Here is a 17,651-nt window from a genome sequence, read left to right on the forward strand (position 1 = left end):
CGCCTCCCGGGAGGGAAGCGCCGGTAGGCAGGGCCTCATTTAAGATATCGATCCCAGCGTTGGCGGCGGACCGTCAGGCAACCCGCACGGAGCGGGCAGCGGCTCTCGCATCTTTCACCATCTTGGCGGTGAAGGCGCGCACGTCGGCGACCGCTTCGGGCAGAGCCTTGTCGGGAGAGCCGGCGAAAGGCGGATCGGGATCATATTCGCCCGTCAGCTGGATCGCGCGCGCGCTCCGCTCGCCGCGAAACTGGGCGACCAAGCGAAGCCCGAAATCAATGCCTGCGGTCACCCCGCCCGCCGTGATGCGGTTGCGATCGGTCACCACGCGTTGCGCGACCGGCGTAGCGCCCAGCATCGGCAGAATATCGCGGAACGCCCAATGGCAGGTCGCCTGATATCCCTTCAGAAGGCCGGCCGCGGCGAGCACCAGTGAGCCGGTGCAAACGCTGGTCACGAACCGGGCGCGCTTGCCGCGATCCGCCAGGAAAGCGAGAAAGGCCGGGTCCTGCATGGCGGCGATAGTGCCGGGCGCGCCGCCCGGCAGGAACAGCATGTCCAGATCGGCCGGAACGTCGGCCAGGCTGCTCTCCGCGAACAGGCTCATCCCGCGATCGCACACGATCTTGCCCGGTTTGGCAGCCGCGAGCTGGACGTTGGCGCCCGGCATGCTTGCCAGCGCATAATGCGGCCCGACCAGATCGAGCGCGGTCATGCCCGGGTAGAGGATCATCGCGATCTTCTCGCCGCCGCCCGGCGCTGGGGCGGCTTTCGCTTGCGTGGCGGACATCGCTGCCAGGGCCATAGCGCCGGCGGCCACTTCCCTGCGGGTCATCGTCATGACGGCTCCTCACATTGCGTCGACTTCACCCGTCATGGCTGTGCCGACGGGCGCTCGCGTCCGCCTGATATGAACGCACATCGGCAGAAGGGCGATCAGCATTATTGCAGGGACGCATCCCATTTTCGTCCCCCCGCAGCTGCGTCAGCCAAGTGCGGCACAGCAACTGCTCCTTGCAATAATGCAGGTCGCGACCGCGGGCTTGTCATGTGACACATTGAAGGCGTCGCCAGGGGAGCGCACGCAACGGGAGGGATATTCGTGACGATGACGTCATCCTGGGGCAAGTCGCCCGCTCGATTGCCGCTTTGGGCCTGGGGCCGCCCAGGCGCGCGCGCCAGCGCCTGATGTCGCCCCAGACGCCATGACCCGCATATATTCCGCGCGCCGCGAAGAAGGATTCGAAGCGGCCACCTACCGCCTCGTCACCTGGCGGCTGCTTCCGCTCCTGATGCTATGCTATACGCTGGCCTATCTCGATCGGGTCAATGTCGGCTTTGCCAAGTTGCAGATGATCGGCGACCTCGGCCTATCGGAAACCGCCTACGGCATCGGCGCCGGCATCTTCTTCATCGGCTATATCCTGTTCGGATTGCCCAGCAATCTTCTGCTGCACCGGATCGGCGCGCGCCGCTGGATCGCCGGGACGCTCGTCGTCTGGGGTGTTCTCTCCGGCCTCACTGCGTTCGTAACGACTCCGGTTGAGTTCTGGGTGCTCCGCTTTCTTCTGGGTGTCGCCGAGGCCGGCTTCTATCCGGGCGTCATCCTGTATCTCACCCAGTGGTTTCCCAACCAACGCCGCGCGCGCATGACGTCGCTGTTCCAGTCGGCGATTCCGATCGCGGGGATTTTTGGCGGTCCCTTATCGGGCTGGATCATAGACCGCTTCCATAACGTCGGGCAGTTCGATGGCTGGCAATGGCTGTTCGTGATCGAGGCGCTTCCCGCCGTTTTGGTCGGTTTCGTTGTGATGCGGCTATTGACCAGCGACATCGCCTCGGCCCGCTGGCTGAGCCCGGAGCAAAAGAACCTCCTTTCTCGAAATCTCGAAAGCGCCCACGCTGCAACCGTGGTCTCGCCTCTCGCCGCGTTGCGCGACGGGCGCGCATGGCAATTGGGCATGGTGCTTTTCTGCCTGTTGTGCGGGCTCTACGCGATCAGCTTCTGGATGCCGACCCTTTTGAAGGAGAGCGGTACGCTGACGAACACGCAGATCGGCTGGCTGAGCGTTTTCCCAAATCTGCTGGCGCTGCCGACCATGTATTTTCTCTCGACGAGCTCCGATCGCCGGAATGAGCGTCGGTGGCACGTCGCCACCGCGGCCTTCGTCGCGGCCGGCGGATTGGCGGGCAGCGTGTTGTTCGGCTCGAACGTCCTGCTCTCGCTTCTCTGTCTCTCGATCGCTTCGGCCGGCATCGTCAGCGCCCTGCCCCTGCAATGGACCTTGTTGAATCTCGGCCGTGGCGGGGCTGCTGCGGCGGCCATCGGCCTGGTCAATTCGCTCGGAAACCTGGGCGGTGCCGTCAGCCCGCCATTCGTCGGATGGCTGAAGGACGCCACGCACAGCCTCACCCTCGGCATATATTTCATGGCGGCGCTGCTTGTCGTCGCAGGGTTGCTCGCCCTCATGATGCCGAAGCCGCCCAGCGCACGGACTACCCATCCCGATTCACAAGAAGTGGCGACGGTCGATGCGGATTGAAAAGATCGAACTCTTCCATGTCGCGATGCCGCTGATTTCACCGTGGCGGACGGCCTATGGCGAAGATCATGTCATCGAGTCTGTGCTGGTGGCAATGCACGCGCAAGGTGAGGTCGGCTGGGGGGAGGCAGGGCCGCTTGCGACCCCCACCTACAGTCCCGAATATGCCGCGGGCGTCTTCCACACCATGAAAAGCTGGCTCGCTCCCTGCCTGATCGGAAAGGATATACGGACCGGCCAGGAGCTCGGCGCGCTGCTGGACTGGGTCAAAGGCAATCCCTTCGCCAAGGCGGGCCTTGACATGGCTTGGTGGGATTTGTCCGCCCGGCAGGCAGGACGCCCCCTGTGCACGCATCTCGGCGGGAGCAGCGCCCCGATCAGCGTAGGCGCCGATTTTGGCATTTGCGATTCGATACAGCAGCTCGTGACGAGCGTGGCGGGAGCGGTCGCCGCTGGTTTCCCGCGCGTGAAGCTGAAGATCCGCGAGGGTTGGGATCTCGCGGTCGTGCAGGCGGTGCGGCGCGAATTTCCCTCGCTCACCATGCATGTCGACTGCAACGGTGGCTATCGTCTGGATGATCGAAGGCTGTTCGAAGCGCTGGACGAACTGGGCCTCGAGATGATCGAGCAACCCCTCGCCCACGACGATCTGCTCGATCACGCCCAGCTTCAAAGCGCTCTGCAAACGCCGATCTGCCTCGACGAAAGCATCACCGGCACGAGCAAGGCGCGCAAGGCGATCGAAATCGGCGCATGCCGGTACGTGAACATAAAGCCCGGGCGCGTCGGCGGCATGAGCAACGCGATTGCGATCCATGATCTGTGCCAGGATAAATCCATCCCGTGCTGGGTCGGCAGCATGCTGGAATCGGCTATCGGCGCATCGCAGTGCCTGGCGCTCGGTACCCTTCCGGGATTTACCTATCCCGCCGATATGTTCACGGCGGGTGTCCTCTACGCCGAGGATATCGGCAGCCCGGAGATTGGACTTTCGGCCCCGGGCACGGTCGAGCCATCGTCGCTGCCCGGCATCGGCGTCCGCCCCGACCCGGCACGCCTTGCGGCACGCACGCTGTCGCAGGCGAGCATTTGACGGTCGTCACCCGGTTCGACTGAAATCGATTAGGATGTGAGTGGGTGGCGCATGCCTCCGCTCGAGATGGAGCAAATAGTGGAATCCAGGCTTCGTAATCTTGACCATATCGTGCTGGCAGTCCGCGACCTGGAGGCCGCGGCCAGCTTTTTCGAACGACTGGGCTTTCAGATCGGTGCACGCAATCGCCATCCCTGGGGAACGGAGAACCGGCTTATTCAGTTCGACGGTTCCTTCATCGAGCTCATCACAATTGGGTCCGACCCGTCGAAAATCCCGCCGCATGGCGCAGGGCAATTCAGTTTCGGCGCCTTCGTGCGCGATTATCTTGGCCAGCGCGAGGGTATCGCGATGCTGGTGCTGACCAGTGACGACGCCATCGCCGATGCAGGACGCTTCGACCGAGCCGGAATCGGCAGCTTCGACCCCTTCTACTTCGAACGCATGGGACGCCGTCCCGATGGCAGCGCAGCGCTTGTAGCGTTCACGCTCGCCTTCGCTACGAACGCGAATGCCCCACTCGCGGCATTTTTCGTATGCCAGCATCATTTTCCGAGAAACTTTTGGAATCCCGCCTTCCAGCGGCACTCCAATGGTGGCCGATCGATCCTGTCCGTCGAGATGGCGGTGCCTGACCCGTCGATCCATGCGGCTTTTTTGTCCGATTTCACGGGAAGGCCGGCCGCGCGCGAGGCGCGCGAGTTGCACTTCCAACTGGGCAATGGCTGCTTGCGCGTGGCCGCGGATGCCGTTCGGGGCGCCATTCCGCGCCATCACGCAGTCTCGATCGAAATGCCGGATATCGCTAGCTTCGTTGCCCGCCTCAACGCCGAGGGCATAGCCTATGACGCGATCGAGGATGGCGTGTGCCTGCCGGCGGAAAGGAACTTCGGGACCGAGCTCCGCTTCCGGCGCAAAGCAGCGGATCGCTGACTGGCCCAGGCTTCACTGCCTGAAGCGGGCAAAGGTCATCCGAAAAGATATCGCCCATTCTTGCGGAAGTCGGTGTTGAGAAAATCGAGCAGCATGCGGGTGCGGCGGGAGCTGTTGGTTTCCTCATGCGAAACGACCCAAAGCTCGCCGCGATCGGCGAGTTCCATCGGCATCTCGACCAGATCGGAATAATGGTGGCGATAGAAGGACGGCAGAAGGCCGATGCCGATGCCCGCGCGCACCGCGATCACGTAAACCGAGATCGAACTGGTGCGCAGTTTGATGAGATCCATCGCCTGCACCGCCTCCATCAGCGAAGCACTCCAGCGCTGGATGACATGCGTGTCATATTGCAGAAAATGGTGGCGTCCGATCTCCTCGATATCGCTCAGCATCCCATAGGTCGCGACATATTCCTCGCTGGCGAACAACCGAAAGCTGACAAAGCCCATCCGGCTTCCCACCAGGCGCGGTTCGGTGGGGCGGTGCCATCCGATTGCGACATCGATGCCGCTGGTCAGCAGATCATATTCGCCGTGGCTCGGGATGATTTCCAGATTGATGTCGGGGTTGTCCCGGCAAAATTCTGCCAGGCGGGTGGTCAGCCACAGGTTCGCGAGACCTTCGGTCACGGAGAGTTTGACGGTACCGCTGGGGCGGACATCGAGGGCGCGAACGCGATCGTTTATTTCCTGCGTCAATTGTTCGACCGCGACGGCGCGTTCGAAAATTTCGGAGCCCGGACTCGTCAACCGAAACTCTTGACCGAACCGCTCGAGCAATTTGGTGCCGAGCGTCTCTTCCATTCTTCTAAACCGGCGTGCAACCGTGGTTTGGTTGGTCCTTAGGATACGGGCCGCCCCCTGGAAGTGCCCGCCGCGCACGACGGCCAGGAAAAGCCGAAGATCGTCCCACGCCTTGATCCCGTATTCAGACGGGAGTGGAGGTCTCCGATCGTCTGCCACCAGCTACGTGTCCATCCGCAATGACTGGCCCTTCTCGCCCTGAGGCAGCTAGGCTAAACTCGAGCCATCCCGCGATCAAGCGCGTTCATACGGCGACACAGCAGGAGCGACGCGAGGCTGACCGCGCCGGCAAACACGACATAATAGCTGGGCGCGTGGATCGATCCGGTCATGGTGATCAATAAAACGAAGATCATTTGCGCGAAGCCGCCGCCGGTGGTGACCGCCACATTATAGGAGATGGCGAGACCCAGAGACCGGTTACGCGTATCGAAAAGCTCCGCCAGGATCGCGGGCAAAGGCCCGACATACATCGCCGTGGCAATCGACAGGGCGAGCTGACAAAGCAGGATCGTGCTCTCGTCAGGGCTGGCGATCATCAGCGCGAAGACCGGGTAGGTTATCAGGATCACGGCAGCCGCGGCCAGGATACCGTGGCGTAGCGCGCCGATGCGATCGGCGATCATCCCCGCGATGGGGGCTACGACCAGCAACGTGCCCCCCGAAATCACCGCTGTCGTATAGGCGATTGCGGGCCCTGCGCCGAGCGAAGTTTGGGCGAAGGTCGGCACATAGACGAGAAAGTAGATCGTCACCGTGCATGCCAGCACAGCGCCGGCGCCCATGGCGCATCGCCCGAGAAACGGCGCTAGCCTGAAATGTTCCTTCGTCGACGACTCCGCTTCAGCGGCCAGGAATTCGCTGGTCTCGTCGGCGTTGCGCCGGATGATGTAGACGATGGGGCCCAGCATCGCGCCGATCACGAACGGCACGCGCCAGCCCCATTCGACGAACTCGGCATCCGACATGAGCGAGCTTAGCGTCAGGCCGACCAGCGCGGCCGACAACATGCCGAGCCCCTGGCTGGCGAACTGCAAGCTCGAATAAAGCGCCCGGCGGCCTTCCGACTGTTCGGCCAGATAGGCGGCGGCGCTGCCGAATTCACCGCCTACCGAAAAACCCTGCATCAGGCGCGCGACGAGCAACATGATCGGGGCGATCATGCCGATCGTTTCAAAAGAGGGGAGCAGGGCGATGATGGCCGTGCCGAGGAACATCAGCGCGCTGGCATAGACGAGCGCAGTACGGCGCCCCACGCGATCAGCGATCCTGCCGAGGACGATGGCGCCGAGCGGACGTGCCACGAACGACAAGCCAAATGTGCCATAGGCGAGGAGCAACGAACTGGCGTTGTCCGATGCGGGAAAGAAGTTCGCGGCGATCGCCTTTACGAAATAGGCGTAAACCAGAATGTCGAACCACTCCACGGCATTGCCGAGAATGGCCGCGGCCACATTACGATTTCGCCGCGAGCGCGAATTCATGCGACAGTCGCGGGCTGACGCATCAGCGCGAACAGCCTGTCCAGAAAGCGCATGCATTTCTCAATTTCGGAAATCTCCACGAACTCGTCCGGCTGGTGTCCCTGATCCATCGATCCAGGTCCACAAATAACGGTGGGGAACCCCGCCGCCTGAAACTGTCCGGCTTCCGCACCATAGGACGCCGTCAACATTCCGCCATTGTCGCCATTGGCGGCACGCACCATCCGCTCGGCTTCCCCTGCGCGGATGAACGACAGTGGCGGGACTGAAGCCCCCGCCTTCACGACGATGGTTGCTGTGGGATACGCCTTGCGCAGCGCCTCCACCTCGGCTTGGAAGGGGCGCAGAATCTCGTCGGGTGACTCGCCGGGCAAACAGCGCAGATCGAACACGAAGTCGGCTTCGGTGGCGAGGATGTTTGCGGCCGTCCCCCCTTTCATCGTCCCGACGGTCAATGTCGTGAAAGGTGGCTCGAACGCCGCATCCTGCGGACCATCCTTTGCCAGCGTGTCGGCAATATTCATGAGCACACCCATCAGCCGGATCGCCAGCGCGTTGGCGGAAACCCCCTGATGCACGGCGCTGGAATGGGCGGCAACACCCGTTACGCCAACATTGAACAAATGCATGCTCTTATGGCTTCCGACGATCCGCATCCGTGACGGTTCGCCGATGATCGCCACCGCCGGCGCCTCCACTTTGGAAACGAGCCGCTCGATCAGACGTGGCGCGCCGAGACAGCCGATCTCCTCGTCATAGCTGAACGCCAGATAGATCGGCCGTGCCAGCAAATCGAGGTCGGCATATTCCAGCGCCGCCAGCACGCAGGCGATGAACGATTTCATGTCTGCCGTTCCGCGGCCATAAAGTTTGTCTTCATGACGCGTCAGGGAGAAGGGATCAGTGGTCCACGGCTGGTCTGCGGTCGGAACGACGTCGGTATGCCCCGAAAGGATGACGCCGTCCGGCTTTGCCGGGCCTGTCATCGCGAACAGATTTGCCTTTTCCCCTGTGTCGTCCAGCAGGATCTCAGCTGAAATCCCCCGCTCATTCAGGAGCGTTTCAATATAGCGGATCAACGCAAGGTTACTGTTGCTCGAAACCGTGTCAAAGGCAATCAAGTCAGCCAATATTTCAATGGCGCGTGCAGACGCCTCGGGTGCACTAACGTCGTCTGTCACGTTTGAGCCCTTAATCATCGAATATGGTAAAGTTGTTGTGGGCGGAGCCTATGATCAGGCGCCCGCCCACAACATTGTCCAGCGTCAGAAATTCGAGGCTAGCTGGATGCCGAAGGTCCGCGGCCGTGTGCGGAACTGCGTGCTATAGGAGAAATCGGGGATCGTCGTTCCCTGCCAGTTGGTGATGTTCGTGGCATAGAGCGCGATCGATTGCTGCCGGTTATTGGAGATTTCCAGACGCGTGTTCAGGCTGAACGGCGCACCGCTGCGATAGCAGTGGTTGATGTTCCCGCCTGAGGCGTTGCACTCCTTATAATCGACATCTTTCTCCCTGAGGTTGAGAGCAGCATAATCGCCGGGCGCCAGGATCTGCGTCGATGCAGAGCGATAGGTCGCCGATATCTCATAGCGGGCATTCATGTTTTCACTGAGCGCCCAGGAATAATTGATATAGGCCGAGGCCGTATAGCGTGGCGAGAAAGCCAGGCGATTACCCGCGAAATAGGTGGCGGGAGTGTTACTGCCGGGGCCCCCGGCCAAGATGTCGTCATCCAGCTTCAGATCATTGCTGCTGAGGCTGCCTCCGATATTCAGCCCACGGATCGGGTGCAGGCCAAGCGACAAGTCGAAACCTGCGCCGCTCGCCGACGTACCGTTGATGACCGCGCCGACGGGCACGCATTCGCCCTTCGCGTTGCAGAACTGAACGGTCGCGCCCTGCTGAACGTCCTTCCACTTGATGTAGTACACGGACAGATCATAGGTGATCAGGCCGCTGCCGAGGTTGCCCTTGGCGCCGACTTCATAATTGTGGAGCTTGTCGGGTCCCGCCGGAGGGTAGGTCGGATCGACGGCAATGGACAAGGGCTGCTGGTTCACGCCGCTGCGGAAACCGACCGAATAGGTCGCATAGATGTTGGTATTCTTGTCGGGCAGCCAGGCCAGAACAACGCGGGGCGTCGTCGCCTTCGCGACATTCTTAACATCGACCACCGGCAAGATATTCGTCGGATTTACGCGCGTCTGGGTTCCATATTTATCATGGAAGTAGCGCAAGCCGCCCGTCAGCTCGAAATGGTCGTCGGCAAAAGCATAGGTGGCCTGCCCGAACACCGCGTAGGATTTCGACGTGTCGCGGAACGACGTGTTGTTTCCGGCGCCGAACGCCAAGGGCAGGGTCTGGTAGGTATCGTTCTGCGCGTCACGATAGAAGGCGCCGACCTGCCACCGCAAATTCGTGCTGTTCGAGGAGTTGACCAGGAATTCCTCGGTAAACACGCGAGCGGGCAATCGGCTGAAAAGGCGCCCGTTATCAGGATCCGCCTGAATGAAGATCAGCGCATTGTCCGTGTGGGTAAACACGGTCTGCTTGAATCTCAGAAGGCTTGTGGAACTGGAAATCGACGCGAACGGCAGGTCGTAAGCAATCTTGGCGTTATAAGCGCCGAAGCGAACTTTCGACGGGATCGGCCTGGGAGCAAGCTGCTGAACCCCGTTCTTGCCGAAGGACGGAGCGCCTTCCTTGATCGAGGAAAGCCATGCGCCCAGATCGATCTTCAGATCCTCTGTCGGATGATAAGCCAGCTTGGCGCGGATATAACCATTGTCGGTGTAATTCGCATTGCGCTTGCTCTGAAGCGGCTGGTCGATCCAGCCAGCGTCGTGATTGAAGCCGCCGACGAGGCGGATGGCCAGCACGTCCTGGACCAGCGGCACGTTGATGGCGGCATCACCCTGATAGCTTATCCCACCGCCTTCGGTCGTCGCCGTGCCAACCCGGGCCTTTGCCTCGAATTTCGACGGATCGGCTTGACTGGTTACGATATTCACCACGCCGTTGAGGGCCGATGCGCCATAGAGCGTTCCCTGAGGCCCGCGCAGCACCTCGATACGCGACAAGTCGAAGTCCCCGGCATTCGGGACGCCCGCGGACCGGCCCAAGGCAAAGGGAACGCCGTCGATATAATAGCCTGTGGTGCTCGATGTGAGACCGAACGGAACGGCAGGCGAGACGCCACGGATCGAAATCTGGGTCACGCCGCCAAGATCGCTCGTCTGACCTGATACGCTGGGCGTGGTCTGAAGTGCCTCCAGAACGCCGCCGGCGGACTGCTTGTCGAGCAACTTGCCGTCGAGAACCGACACGTTGATCGGAACCTTCTGCAGCGGCTCTTCACGCTTCTGTGCAGTTACGACGATCTCATCGCCGATGACGGTATTTGGCTGCACCTTCTGCGCCATGGTCGGACATGTCGCGATCGACGACGCAAAGATGGTCGTCGCGAGCAGTAATAAGCGACGATTTTTGAGGTCGGATACGCGGGGACGACAGATTGCGGAAATAGCGTTCATTAGATTTCCCCCCAAATGAGCTTTCCCGAGCGCTTGCCGAATTATCGGGCTTTGCCAGGCGTCATGAAACTGACTTCGAATGCGCCTATCGGTAAATCTGCATTTTCGCAGGGTGCATTTGCTGAAATGTACGCGCCGCCAATTGGCGTCGGCGCCAATGAGGAGCATGCGCCAGCCGACGATGCACGCGCCCATAGTGAAAGCCGCGCCTGGCGGAACCGCATATTTCGCTCATAAGCGCAAAATATCCTTAGCCGCATGTATTCAGCTTCCGCGCGCGTGCGCTATTTGCCGGATGCCGACTATGCGGCATGACGAAGGCACCTTGCAATAATGCAGGTCGCAGCAAGGAAATCCAAAGTCCATCATGTGCCGAAGGCAGGGCACATGGAGGGAGTGGAATGTTGGGTAAAAATGGTCGCGCGGCGCTGATGGGGGCGGGCGGCGTTTGTTTTGCGGCGGGCCTTTCGATCGCCGTGTTTTCCGGATCGACTGCCACCAACGCTGCGACGCAAGGCGCCGCACCAACCAGCGACAAAGCCACGTCGATCACCGCGGAGCAGGCCTGTACGCGCCTGTCCGGCAAGACCGTCGATGGCACCACGCTCAACACCGCTTTGATCGCGCAAAGTGGTGCCACTCCCGCTTATTGCCAGATCACCGGACTGATCGCACCTGCGCTGAACTTCGAACTTCGCCTTCCCGCCGACTGGAACGGCAAATTCTATTATAGTGGCGGTGGCGGCTTCAACGGAGCGATCCGCCGCGTCCCCATTGCGCCGCTGCTTCAGGGATATGCCGTGGCGGCCAGCGATTCGGGCCATCAGGGCGAAGAGGCGTCCGCCGCTTTCATCGAAGGCAATGACCATGCGGCCGAACTTTTCGGCAGCAAGTCCGTGCCGACGGTGACCGCGATGGCCATGAAGATCTTGAAGGCCGCCTATGACAAGCAGCCGGTCCGGCGCTATTTCGAAGGTTGTTCGACGGGCGGCCGCGAAGCTTTGGTTGCGGTGCAACGCAATCCGGATCTGTTCGACGGCGTCATCGTGCGTGCGCCGGCCCATAATCTCGTCGGTCTGTTCGGCCAGTTCAATCTGGTGGCCAAGACTCTCAACATGCCCGGCGCGAGCTTCTCGCCGGCGAAGTCGGCTCTTCTGGCGGGCCATGTCCGGAAGGTTTGCGACGCTCTCGACGGCATTTCCGATGGCGTTGTGTCCAACCCGGCCGCCTGCACCGCGAAGAAATTGAATATCGCGGCGATGCGTTGTGCCGGCGGAAAGGATAGCGGCAATAGCTGCTTCTCCGATCAGCAGCTCGCGGTCATCGATGCCTGGACCAAGGATGTGAGCTTCGCCGGCGGAGCTTATACCAGCCAGGGCTACAACCTGACCGGCAACGAAGATGATGAGATGAACTTCCGCCTCTGGGCCGCGGGCAATGGCGACGTCCGGAAATCGGTGCAGTACGGCATTTCAGACAGCGTGGTAAAATATTACATCGCCGGCGACCCGAAGGTCGATTCGCTGACCTATGCACCATATGACAAGAATCGTGCGGCGCTCGACCGGATGGCGCAGCTCAACGATGCGACCCAGGCCGACATCCGTCCTTTCCTCAACAGGGGGGGCAAGGCGATCTTCTGGCACGGCGGTGCCGACGCCGGTCTCAGCGTCAATGCGACCATCGACTATTTCACCAAGATGCGACGCGCGGTTGGTTCGGCCAAGGCCAATAGTTCCACGCGACTTTACGTCGCGCCTGGCGTGAACCATTGCGCGGGTGGAGCAGGCGCGGACGAAGCCGATCTGTTGACCGCGTTGGACAACTGGTCGACCAGAGGTACCGCGCCGAATGTGCTGACGGCGGTCAAACGCGATACGAACGGCTCGGTGATGTTCAGCCGTCCTTTGTGCCAATATCCGCGCTACCCACGCTATGTCGGGCCGGCCGGCAACTCCACCGCGGCCCGGTCGGCGGCAAGCTATGTTTGCACATTGCCTGCGCAGATGGCGAAGCGCTGAGGGGGGCGGACCGTCGATCGCGTCGGCTGGGAGGGATAGGAAATGAAGCGCGTCGTTTTCGGATATCTTCGCAAGCTGGGTATCGCCCTCCTCGCGATCAGCGGTTCCATGGCGTTGTCCGCTGCCCCGCCCTCGTCACCCGTTGCTGCCCAGCATGTGGAGAATCAGGTGTCGCTCGCACCCCAGCCGTCCCACAAGCCGAAAAAGATCGGAATCGTTCTTTTCGATGGGTTCGAAACCCTCGACGTTTTTGGTCCGGTGGAGATGTGGGGCCGCCTTCCCGATTATGAGATGGTGATGGTTTCGCAACATGGCGGGCCCGTCAAATCCGCCCAGGGCATCGAGACCATCGCCCCGCTATCATTCGCGAACGCGCCTCAGTTCGACATATTGATGGTCCCGGGCGGCGCGGGCACGCGAACCGAGGTCAACAATCCCGAGCTGCTGGCTTTCCTGCGGAAGCAGGATCACGGGACCGAATGGACGACGTCGGTCTGCACAGGCTCGGCGCTGCTGGCCAAGGCCGGCATCCTCGATGGCCGCAAGGCTACATCCAATAAATTGGCGTTCCGATGGGCGGCCAGCCAATCGGATAAGGTGTCGTGGCAGACACATGCGCGCTGGGTGATCGACGGAAAATATATCAGCTCGTCGGGCGTATCGGCAGGCACCGACATGGCGCTCGCCCTGGTCGAGACGCTCTACGGGCGCGAGCTGGCCGAACATACCGCGCATTTCACCGAATATGTCTGGAACGACGATCCTTCCAACGACCCGTTTGCCGTCAACGAAAAGCCCTAGGATTGGCCAGGTCGAACGGGAGACTTACGGTCCTGCCGAGGGATTAGAATAACCGAGGGGAGGGAATTCGATGGAAACGCGGGCTCAGATAACATTGCTCGACAGGATCGGCATACCGACGACTTTTTTCTGGGGTTATCTCGGCCTGCTGCTCTTCATGATCGGCGACGGCGTAGAGACCAGCTTCCTGTCGCGGCTGTTCGTCGACCAGGGCTTCGATCAGTCGCAGGTCGGCGTCATCTTCACCGTCTACGGCATCACCGCTGCGATAGGCGCTTATCTGGCGGGTGCGTTGTCGGACCTTTGGGGCTCACGCAAGGTGATGGCGGCGGGCGCGATCATCTGGCTGGTCCTCCACTTGGTGATGCTGACCATCGCGCTGCCGACACGCAATTACGCGCTGCTGGCCGCGTCATACGGCCTGCGCGGCTTCGGCTATCCGCTTTTTGCCTATGGGTTCATGGTCTGGCTGATCGCCGGGTCGCCCAAGGAACGGCTGAACACCGCGCTGGGCTGGTTCTGGTGCTGCTTCACCGCCGGCTATCCGGTCATTGGGTCGCTCCTGGCGGCGGCGTTCCTGCCGGTCCTGCACCCTGTGGGTCTGCTGTGGCTATCCTGGGCTCTGGTCGGGGCCGGCGCCGCGATCGCCCTGCTCCTGATCGCAGATAGGACCGGGCGCCAACCACTGGCTGCGCCCGAAGCACGCGATCTCAAGTCGATCTTGCTCGGCGGCATCACCATCATGTTCACGGTGCCGGCCGTTGGACGCGGCGCGATCGCGCGGGTCATCAACACCACCTCGCAATTCGGCATGTGGGTGTTCTTCCCCATCTTCTTCACGCAGCAGCTCGGCCTGCCGATCGAACAATGGGCGACGCTGTTGTCGATCATGATGGGGGCGAACATGGCGGCAGTGATCGTGGTCGGCATGATCAGCGACCGCTGGAGCTGGCGGAAGTCCACGGCCCTGTTCGGCGGCGTGTTCTGCGCGGTCGCCTGCGTGGTGCTTTATTACACCTTGCTGGTCGCGTCTTCGAACTTCCTCGCCATCGCCGCTGCCGCCGTCCTCTACGGCGTCGCGGTCGCGGGATATGTCGCCCTGCCCCCGATGATGACGGCTCAGGCGCCCGAGCGGCAAGGTCAGGCCATGTCCGCCTACAGCCTTGGCGCTGGTGCGTCTGCCGCGGTCGGGCCGCTCGTCGGCACGCTGTTCATCGGTTCGCTCGGCCTCCAGGGCGTCGTCTGGATCTACGCCGCGCTCCACCTGGCGTCCGCCTTCCTCTGCCTCTCGATCAGGTCGCCCGGAGACGGCAGGCCGTGAAACTCAACCGGAGCACCCTGAACACGCTCCCAGTGGAGATAGGCCGGCCCGGCTATGGACCGGGCGATCTCCGCGCTGGCATCCTGCATTTTGGCGTCGGCAATTTTCATCGCGCGCACCAGGGCAGCTACCTGGATCGTCTGTTTTCGCAGGGGCTCTCGCGCGACTGGGGAATCGTCGGTGCAGGCGTCATGCCGGCAGAACAACGCATGCGGAACATTCTGATCGAGCAGGACTTTCTGAGCTTGCTGGTCACGCGGTCCGCCGAACGGGACGAGGCGCGGGTCATCGCGCCGATGGTGGATTACCTGCCGATCGGCGATCATGCCTCCATCATCGGGCGGATGACCGATCCCGCGATCCGGATCGTTTCCCTGACGGTCACCGAGGGCGGATATTTCCTGGACGGCGATGGCCGTTTCGATTGCAGTCATCCCGACATCCAAGCCGATGTCGCGCGCGAGGATCGTCCGCACACGGTGTTCGGCATGATCCTGGCGGCACTGGACAGGCGGCGCGCGGCAGGCCTGGCGCCTTTCACGGTGATGAGCTGCGACAATCTGCCGCACAACGGCCGGGTCGTGCGCGGAACGGTGACGGGCATGGCCCGGCTTTCCGATCCCTCGCTTGCAGACTGGATCGACCGCCATGTCGCCTTTCCGAACGGAATGGTCGACCGGATCACCCCCGCAACCACGGATCGTGAGCGCCTCATCGCAGCGGAGAAGCTCGGCTGCGAAGATCAATGGCCGGTCTTCTCCGAAGACTTCATCCAATGGGTGCTCGAGGACGACTTTCCCCAGGGACGGCCGGAACTGGAGGCGGCCGGCGTCACCTTCACGAAGGACGTGACGCGCTACGAGCATATGAAGCTCCGGGTTCTCAATGCCAGCCATGCCATGATCGCCTATCCGGCCGCGCTGATGGGGATCGAATATGCGCATGAGGCCGTGATCCATCCCTTGATCGCGCCCATGCTGGAGAAGGTGCAGCGTGACGAGGTTCTGCCGGCCCTGACGCCAGTGCCCGAAATGGCGCCTGACCGCTATTTCGCGATCGTGCGCAGCCGTTTCGCCAATCCCAAGATCGCCGATACGATCGCACGCCTCTGTCATGACGGCGCCAATCGGCAACCCAAATTCATCGTGCCGGCCATCCGCACGGCGCTCGATGAGGGCCTGCCCGTCAATGGGCTCGCCCTCGCCTCGGCGCTGTGGTGCCGCTATTGCGCCGGCACCCGGGACGATGGCGCAGCGATCCTTTCCGAGGATCCCCGCTGGCCGCAGCTCAACCGGGTCGCTCGAGCCGCCAGGTCCGAGCCCGGTGTCTGGCTCGATCAACGCGACATCTACGGTTCGGTGGGTGAGAATCCTGTTTTTCGCGAGGCCTTCGCGCGCGCGCTCCGCCGGATCTACGGGGCAGGCGTCGCCGCAACCCTCGCCTCCTTCGCGGCAGCATCATGATGTGCCGCGCAAAGCCATTTGGCGAGATTTTCAACCGGCATTGTCGAAGGAAAGGTGCGTCTATGCAGGGGCTGGCAAAACGGTTGGTCCATCTCGTCCTATGCGCGGGAATGTGTTTGATCGCACTGTCGCTGACGACGGAGGCCGAAGCCAGGGCGCCCGCACAAGCGGCGCCCTCCAGTTCCCAGTGCGAGGCATTGATGGCCGCCGACCTGATGGCCGTGCCCGACGCCCCGACGCACGTCACATCGGCGAGACTGGTCGCAGCGGCTGGCGGCAAGCCGGCCTATTGCGAGGCCGAGGGCATGGTAGCGCCACAGGTCGGCATCCTCATGTGGCTGCCGGCACAGTCCTGGAACGGCAAGTTCCTCATGGCCGGTTGCGGCGGCTATTGCGGCATGTTCACCTTCATGGCGATGTGCCAGGAGCCGCTCAAGAGAGGCTATGCCTGCATCACCACCGACATGGGCCATAAGGGCCAGGAGCTCGGTGGCCTGGAATGGGCCTATAACAATCCGCAAGCCGTCACGGACTTCGCCTATCGGGCAACCCACGTCACGGCCCTGGCCGGCAAGGCCATCATACGTCAATTCTACGGAAAATCCGCTGCCCGGTCTTATTTCATCGGCTGCTCGTGCGGCGGACGGCAGGCGCTCATCGAAGCGGAACGTTTCCCTTACGACTTCGACGGCATCGTCGTTGGCGCTCCGGCAATCAGCTATGTCGATATCACGCTCGATTTCGGGATGCGTGCCCAGGCGCTGTATGAAAACGGCAAACCGCTCTTCGACAAGCAGTCGATCGGAATCCTAGGCAATGCGGTGATCGCCAAATGCGACATGAACGACGGCGTGAAGGATGGCCAGATCGGCGACCCGCGGCTGTGCAAGTTCGATCCGAAGGACATCGTCTGCACCGCGGATGCAAGGTCCAATTGCCTCAGCGCGAAGCAAGCCACCGCCGCGGCTGCTTTCTACGCTGAGCAGAAGTCCGCCTCGGGTGTGACCCTGGGCCAGCGCGCCTTCCCGCCCGGGACGGAGACGAGCACGCTGGGGATGGCTGATACGCCGATCCTCAAGCCGACCTTCTACGAGGATTTCTACAAATATCTGGCCTTCGTGCCGAACCCCGGCCCTGCCTGGCGGTTCGAGCAGTTCGATCCCAACGCGGACTATAAGCGAATGGGAATGACAAGGACGCTGATGGATGCGGGGAATCCGGACCTGTCGCGTTTCAAGGCGGCCGGTGGCAAGCTCATATTCCATCATGGTTGGGGCGACGGCGGCTTGTCGCCGTTCAACTCGATCGACCTCTACAACAAGATCGAGCGGACGATGGGGGGCCGCGCCGCAACCCAGGAATTCCTGCGCCTGTTCATGGTTCCCGACGCGGACCATTGCTCGGGTGGCAAGGGCCCCTGGTCGATCGACTTTCTCACCTATATCGAAAATTGGGTGGAACGGGCCGAAGCGCCCGAGCTGCTGATCGGCGCGCACTATGCCGATAGTGCCCCTCTCGGCACTTCATTCGGCAACGCCAAGCCGCAATTCACCCGTCCGATATTCCCCTATCCGATGGCGGCGCGGTACAGCGGCGCGGGCGATCCCAACGACGCAGCCAACTTCAAGGCCGTCCCGATCGAGGATTGACGCA

14 protein-coding genes are annotated in these 17,651 nt (G+C 61.9%); 9 read left to right on the forward strand and 5 right to left on the reverse strand.

Features of this window, described 5'->3' with window-relative positions; genetic code table 11:
- Positions 1 to 73: 73 nt before the first annotated feature.
- Positions 74 to 841, reverse strand: a complete 768-nt coding sequence (locus ASE00_RS17920) for a DJ-1/PfpI family protein (RefSeq protein ID WP_056382872.1) — start codon at positions 839 to 841, stop codon at positions 74 to 76.
- A gap of 364 nt (positions 842 to 1,205) precedes the next feature.
- Between ASE00_RS17920 and ASE00_RS17925 the strand changes: the two genes are divergently transcribed.
- From ASE00_RS17925 to ASE00_RS17935, 3 genes are read left to right on the forward strand one after another with little or no spacing between them, the layout of a single operon-like run.
- Complete coding sequence (locus ASE00_RS17925) at positions 1,206 to 2,543, forward strand: MFS transporter (RefSeq protein WP_056382874.1); 1,338 nt, start codon at positions 1,206 to 1,208, stop codon at positions 2,541 to 2,543.
- On the forward strand, positions 2,533 to 3,636 hold the full coding sequence (menC, locus tag ASE00_RS17930; RefSeq protein ID WP_056382875.1) for an o-succinylbenzoate synthase: 1,104 nt from the start codon (positions 2,533 to 2,535) through the stop codon (positions 3,634 to 3,636). The genes ASE00_RS17925 and menC overlap by 11 nt, the downstream gene beginning before the upstream one ends.
- Before the next feature lie 51 nt (positions 3,637 to 3,687).
- Complete coding sequence (locus ASE00_RS17935) at positions 3,688 to 4,569, forward strand: VOC family protein (RefSeq protein WP_200957964.1); 882 nt, start codon at positions 3,688 to 3,690, stop codon at positions 4,567 to 4,569.
- 35 nt (positions 4,570 to 4,604) lie between these two features.
- Here ASE00_RS17935 and ASE00_RS17940 read toward each other — a convergent pair whose 3' ends face one another.
- From ASE00_RS17940 to ASE00_RS17955, 4 genes are all read right to left on the reverse strand, one after another.
- The gene (locus tag ASE00_RS17940) at positions 4,605 to 5,534 is read right to left on the reverse strand and encodes a LysR family transcriptional regulator (RefSeq protein WP_082594830.1); all 930 of its coding nucleotides are present in this window, start codon (positions 5,532 to 5,534) and stop codon (positions 4,605 to 4,607) included.
- 53 nt (positions 5,535 to 5,587) lie between these two features.
- Positions 5,588 to 6,829 carry an MFS transporter gene (locus tag ASE00_RS17945; RefSeq protein ID WP_162256495.1) on the reverse strand — a complete coding sequence of 414 codons (1,242 nt, stop codon included), beginning with the start codon at positions 6,827 to 6,829 and terminating at the stop codon, positions 5,588 to 5,590.
- A 26-nt stretch (positions 6,830 to 6,855) separates the two neighbouring features.
- Complete coding sequence (argE, locus tag ASE00_RS17950; protein WP_235538731.1) at positions 6,856 to 8,040, reverse strand: acetylornithine deacetylase; 1,185 nt, start codon at positions 8,038 to 8,040, stop codon at positions 6,856 to 6,858.
- 84 nt (positions 8,041 to 8,124) lie between these two features.
- The gene (locus tag ASE00_RS17955; RefSeq protein WP_162256496.1) at positions 8,125 to 10,392 is read right to left on the reverse strand and encodes a TonB-dependent receptor; all 2,268 of its coding nucleotides are present in this window, start codon (positions 10,390 to 10,392) and stop codon (positions 8,125 to 8,127) included.
- Positions 10,393 to 10,407: 15 nt separating this feature from the next.
- Between ASE00_RS17955 and ASE00_RS23765 the strand changes: the two genes are divergently transcribed.
- The 6 genes from ASE00_RS23765 to ASE00_RS17980 all read left to right on the forward strand — a co-directional run bounded on the left by ASE00_RS23765 (position 10,408) and on the right by ASE00_RS17980 (position 17,647).
- On the forward strand, positions 10,408 to 10,629 hold the full coding sequence (locus ASE00_RS23765) for a hypothetical protein (RefSeq protein WP_162256497.1): 222 nt from the start codon (positions 10,408 to 10,410) through the stop codon (positions 10,627 to 10,629).
- Between the two features lie 164 nt (positions 10,630 to 10,793).
- Positions 10,794 to 12,413 (forward strand): tannase/feruloyl esterase family alpha/beta hydrolase, encoded by a 1,620-nt coding sequence (locus ASE00_RS17960; RefSeq protein ID WP_200957965.1) that lies wholly within the window; start codon positions 10,794 to 10,796, stop codon positions 12,411 to 12,413.
- A gap of 42 nt (positions 12,414 to 12,455) precedes the next feature.
- Positions 12,456 to 13,214: a DJ-1/PfpI family protein gene (locus ASE00_RS17965; protein ID WP_056382886.1), complete on the forward strand. Its 759-nt coding sequence runs from the start codon at positions 12,456 to 12,458 to the stop codon at positions 13,212 to 13,214.
- A gap of 70 nt (positions 13,215 to 13,284) precedes the next feature.
- Positions 13,285 to 14,535: an MFS transporter gene (locus tag ASE00_RS17970; RefSeq protein ID WP_056382888.1), complete on the forward strand. Its 1,251-nt coding sequence runs from the start codon at positions 13,285 to 13,287 to the stop codon at positions 14,533 to 14,535.
- On the forward strand, positions 14,532 to 15,998 hold the full coding sequence (locus tag ASE00_RS17975; RefSeq protein ID WP_056382890.1) for a mannitol dehydrogenase family protein: 1,467 nt from the start codon (positions 14,532 to 14,534) through the stop codon (positions 15,996 to 15,998). The genes ASE00_RS17970 and ASE00_RS17975 overlap by 4 nt, the downstream gene beginning before the upstream one ends.
- 110 nt (positions 15,999 to 16,108) lie before the next feature.
- Positions 16,109 to 17,647 carry a tannase/feruloyl esterase family alpha/beta hydrolase gene (locus tag ASE00_RS17980; RefSeq protein WP_162256498.1) on the forward strand — a complete coding sequence of 513 codons (1,539 nt, stop codon included), beginning with the start codon at positions 16,109 to 16,111 and terminating at the stop codon, positions 17,645 to 17,647.
- Positions 17,648 to 17,651 lie beyond the last annotated feature (4 nt).

This window comes from Sphingomonas sp. Root710 (assembly GCF_001429065.1).
Taxonomy (GTDB): domain Bacteria; phylum Pseudomonadota; class Alphaproteobacteria; order Sphingomonadales; family Sphingomonadaceae; genus Rhizorhabdus.

What these genes read in the sequence shown, in the direction of transcription:
- ASE00_RS17920 (WP_056382872.1), bottom strand. Translation starts at nt 841, where the DNA reads ATGACGATGACCCGCAGGGAAGTGGCCGCCGGCGCTATGGCCCTGGCA.
- ASE00_RS17970 (WP_056382888.1), top strand. Translation starts at nt 13,285, where the DNA reads ATGGAAACGCGGGCTCAGATAACATTGCTCGACAGGATCGGCATACCG.
- ASE00_RS17955 (WP_162256496.1), bottom strand. Translation starts at nt 10,392, where the DNA reads ATGAACGCTATTTCCGCAATCTGTCGTCCCCGCGTATCCGACCTCAAA.
- ASE00_RS17960 (WP_200957965.1), top strand. Translation starts at nt 10,794, where the DNA reads ATGTTGGGTAAAAATGGTCGCGCGGCGCTGATGGGGGCGGGCGGCGTT.
- ASE00_RS17925 (WP_056382874.1), top strand. Translation starts at nt 1,206, where the DNA reads ATGACCCGCATATATTCCGCGCGCCGCGAAGAAGGATTCGAAGCGGCC.
- ASE00_RS17965 (WP_056382886.1), top strand. Translation starts at nt 12,456, where the DNA reads ATGAAGCGCGTCGTTTTCGGATATCTTCGCAAGCTGGGTATCGCCCTC.
- ASE00_RS23765 (WP_162256497.1), top strand. Translation starts at nt 10,408, where the DNA reads ATGAGCTTTCCCGAGCGCTTGCCGAATTATCGGGCTTTGCCAGGCGTC.
- ASE00_RS17980 (WP_162256498.1), top strand. Translation starts at nt 16,109, where the DNA reads ATGTGTTTGATCGCACTGTCGCTGACGACGGAGGCCGAAGCCAGGGCG.
- menC (WP_056382875.1), top strand. Translation starts at nt 2,533, where the DNA reads ATGCGGATTGAAAAGATCGAACTCTTCCATGTCGCGATGCCGCTGATT.
- ASE00_RS17935 (WP_200957964.1), top strand. Translation starts at nt 3,688, where the DNA reads ATGCCTCCGCTCGAGATGGAGCAAATAGTGGAATCCAGGCTTCGTAAT.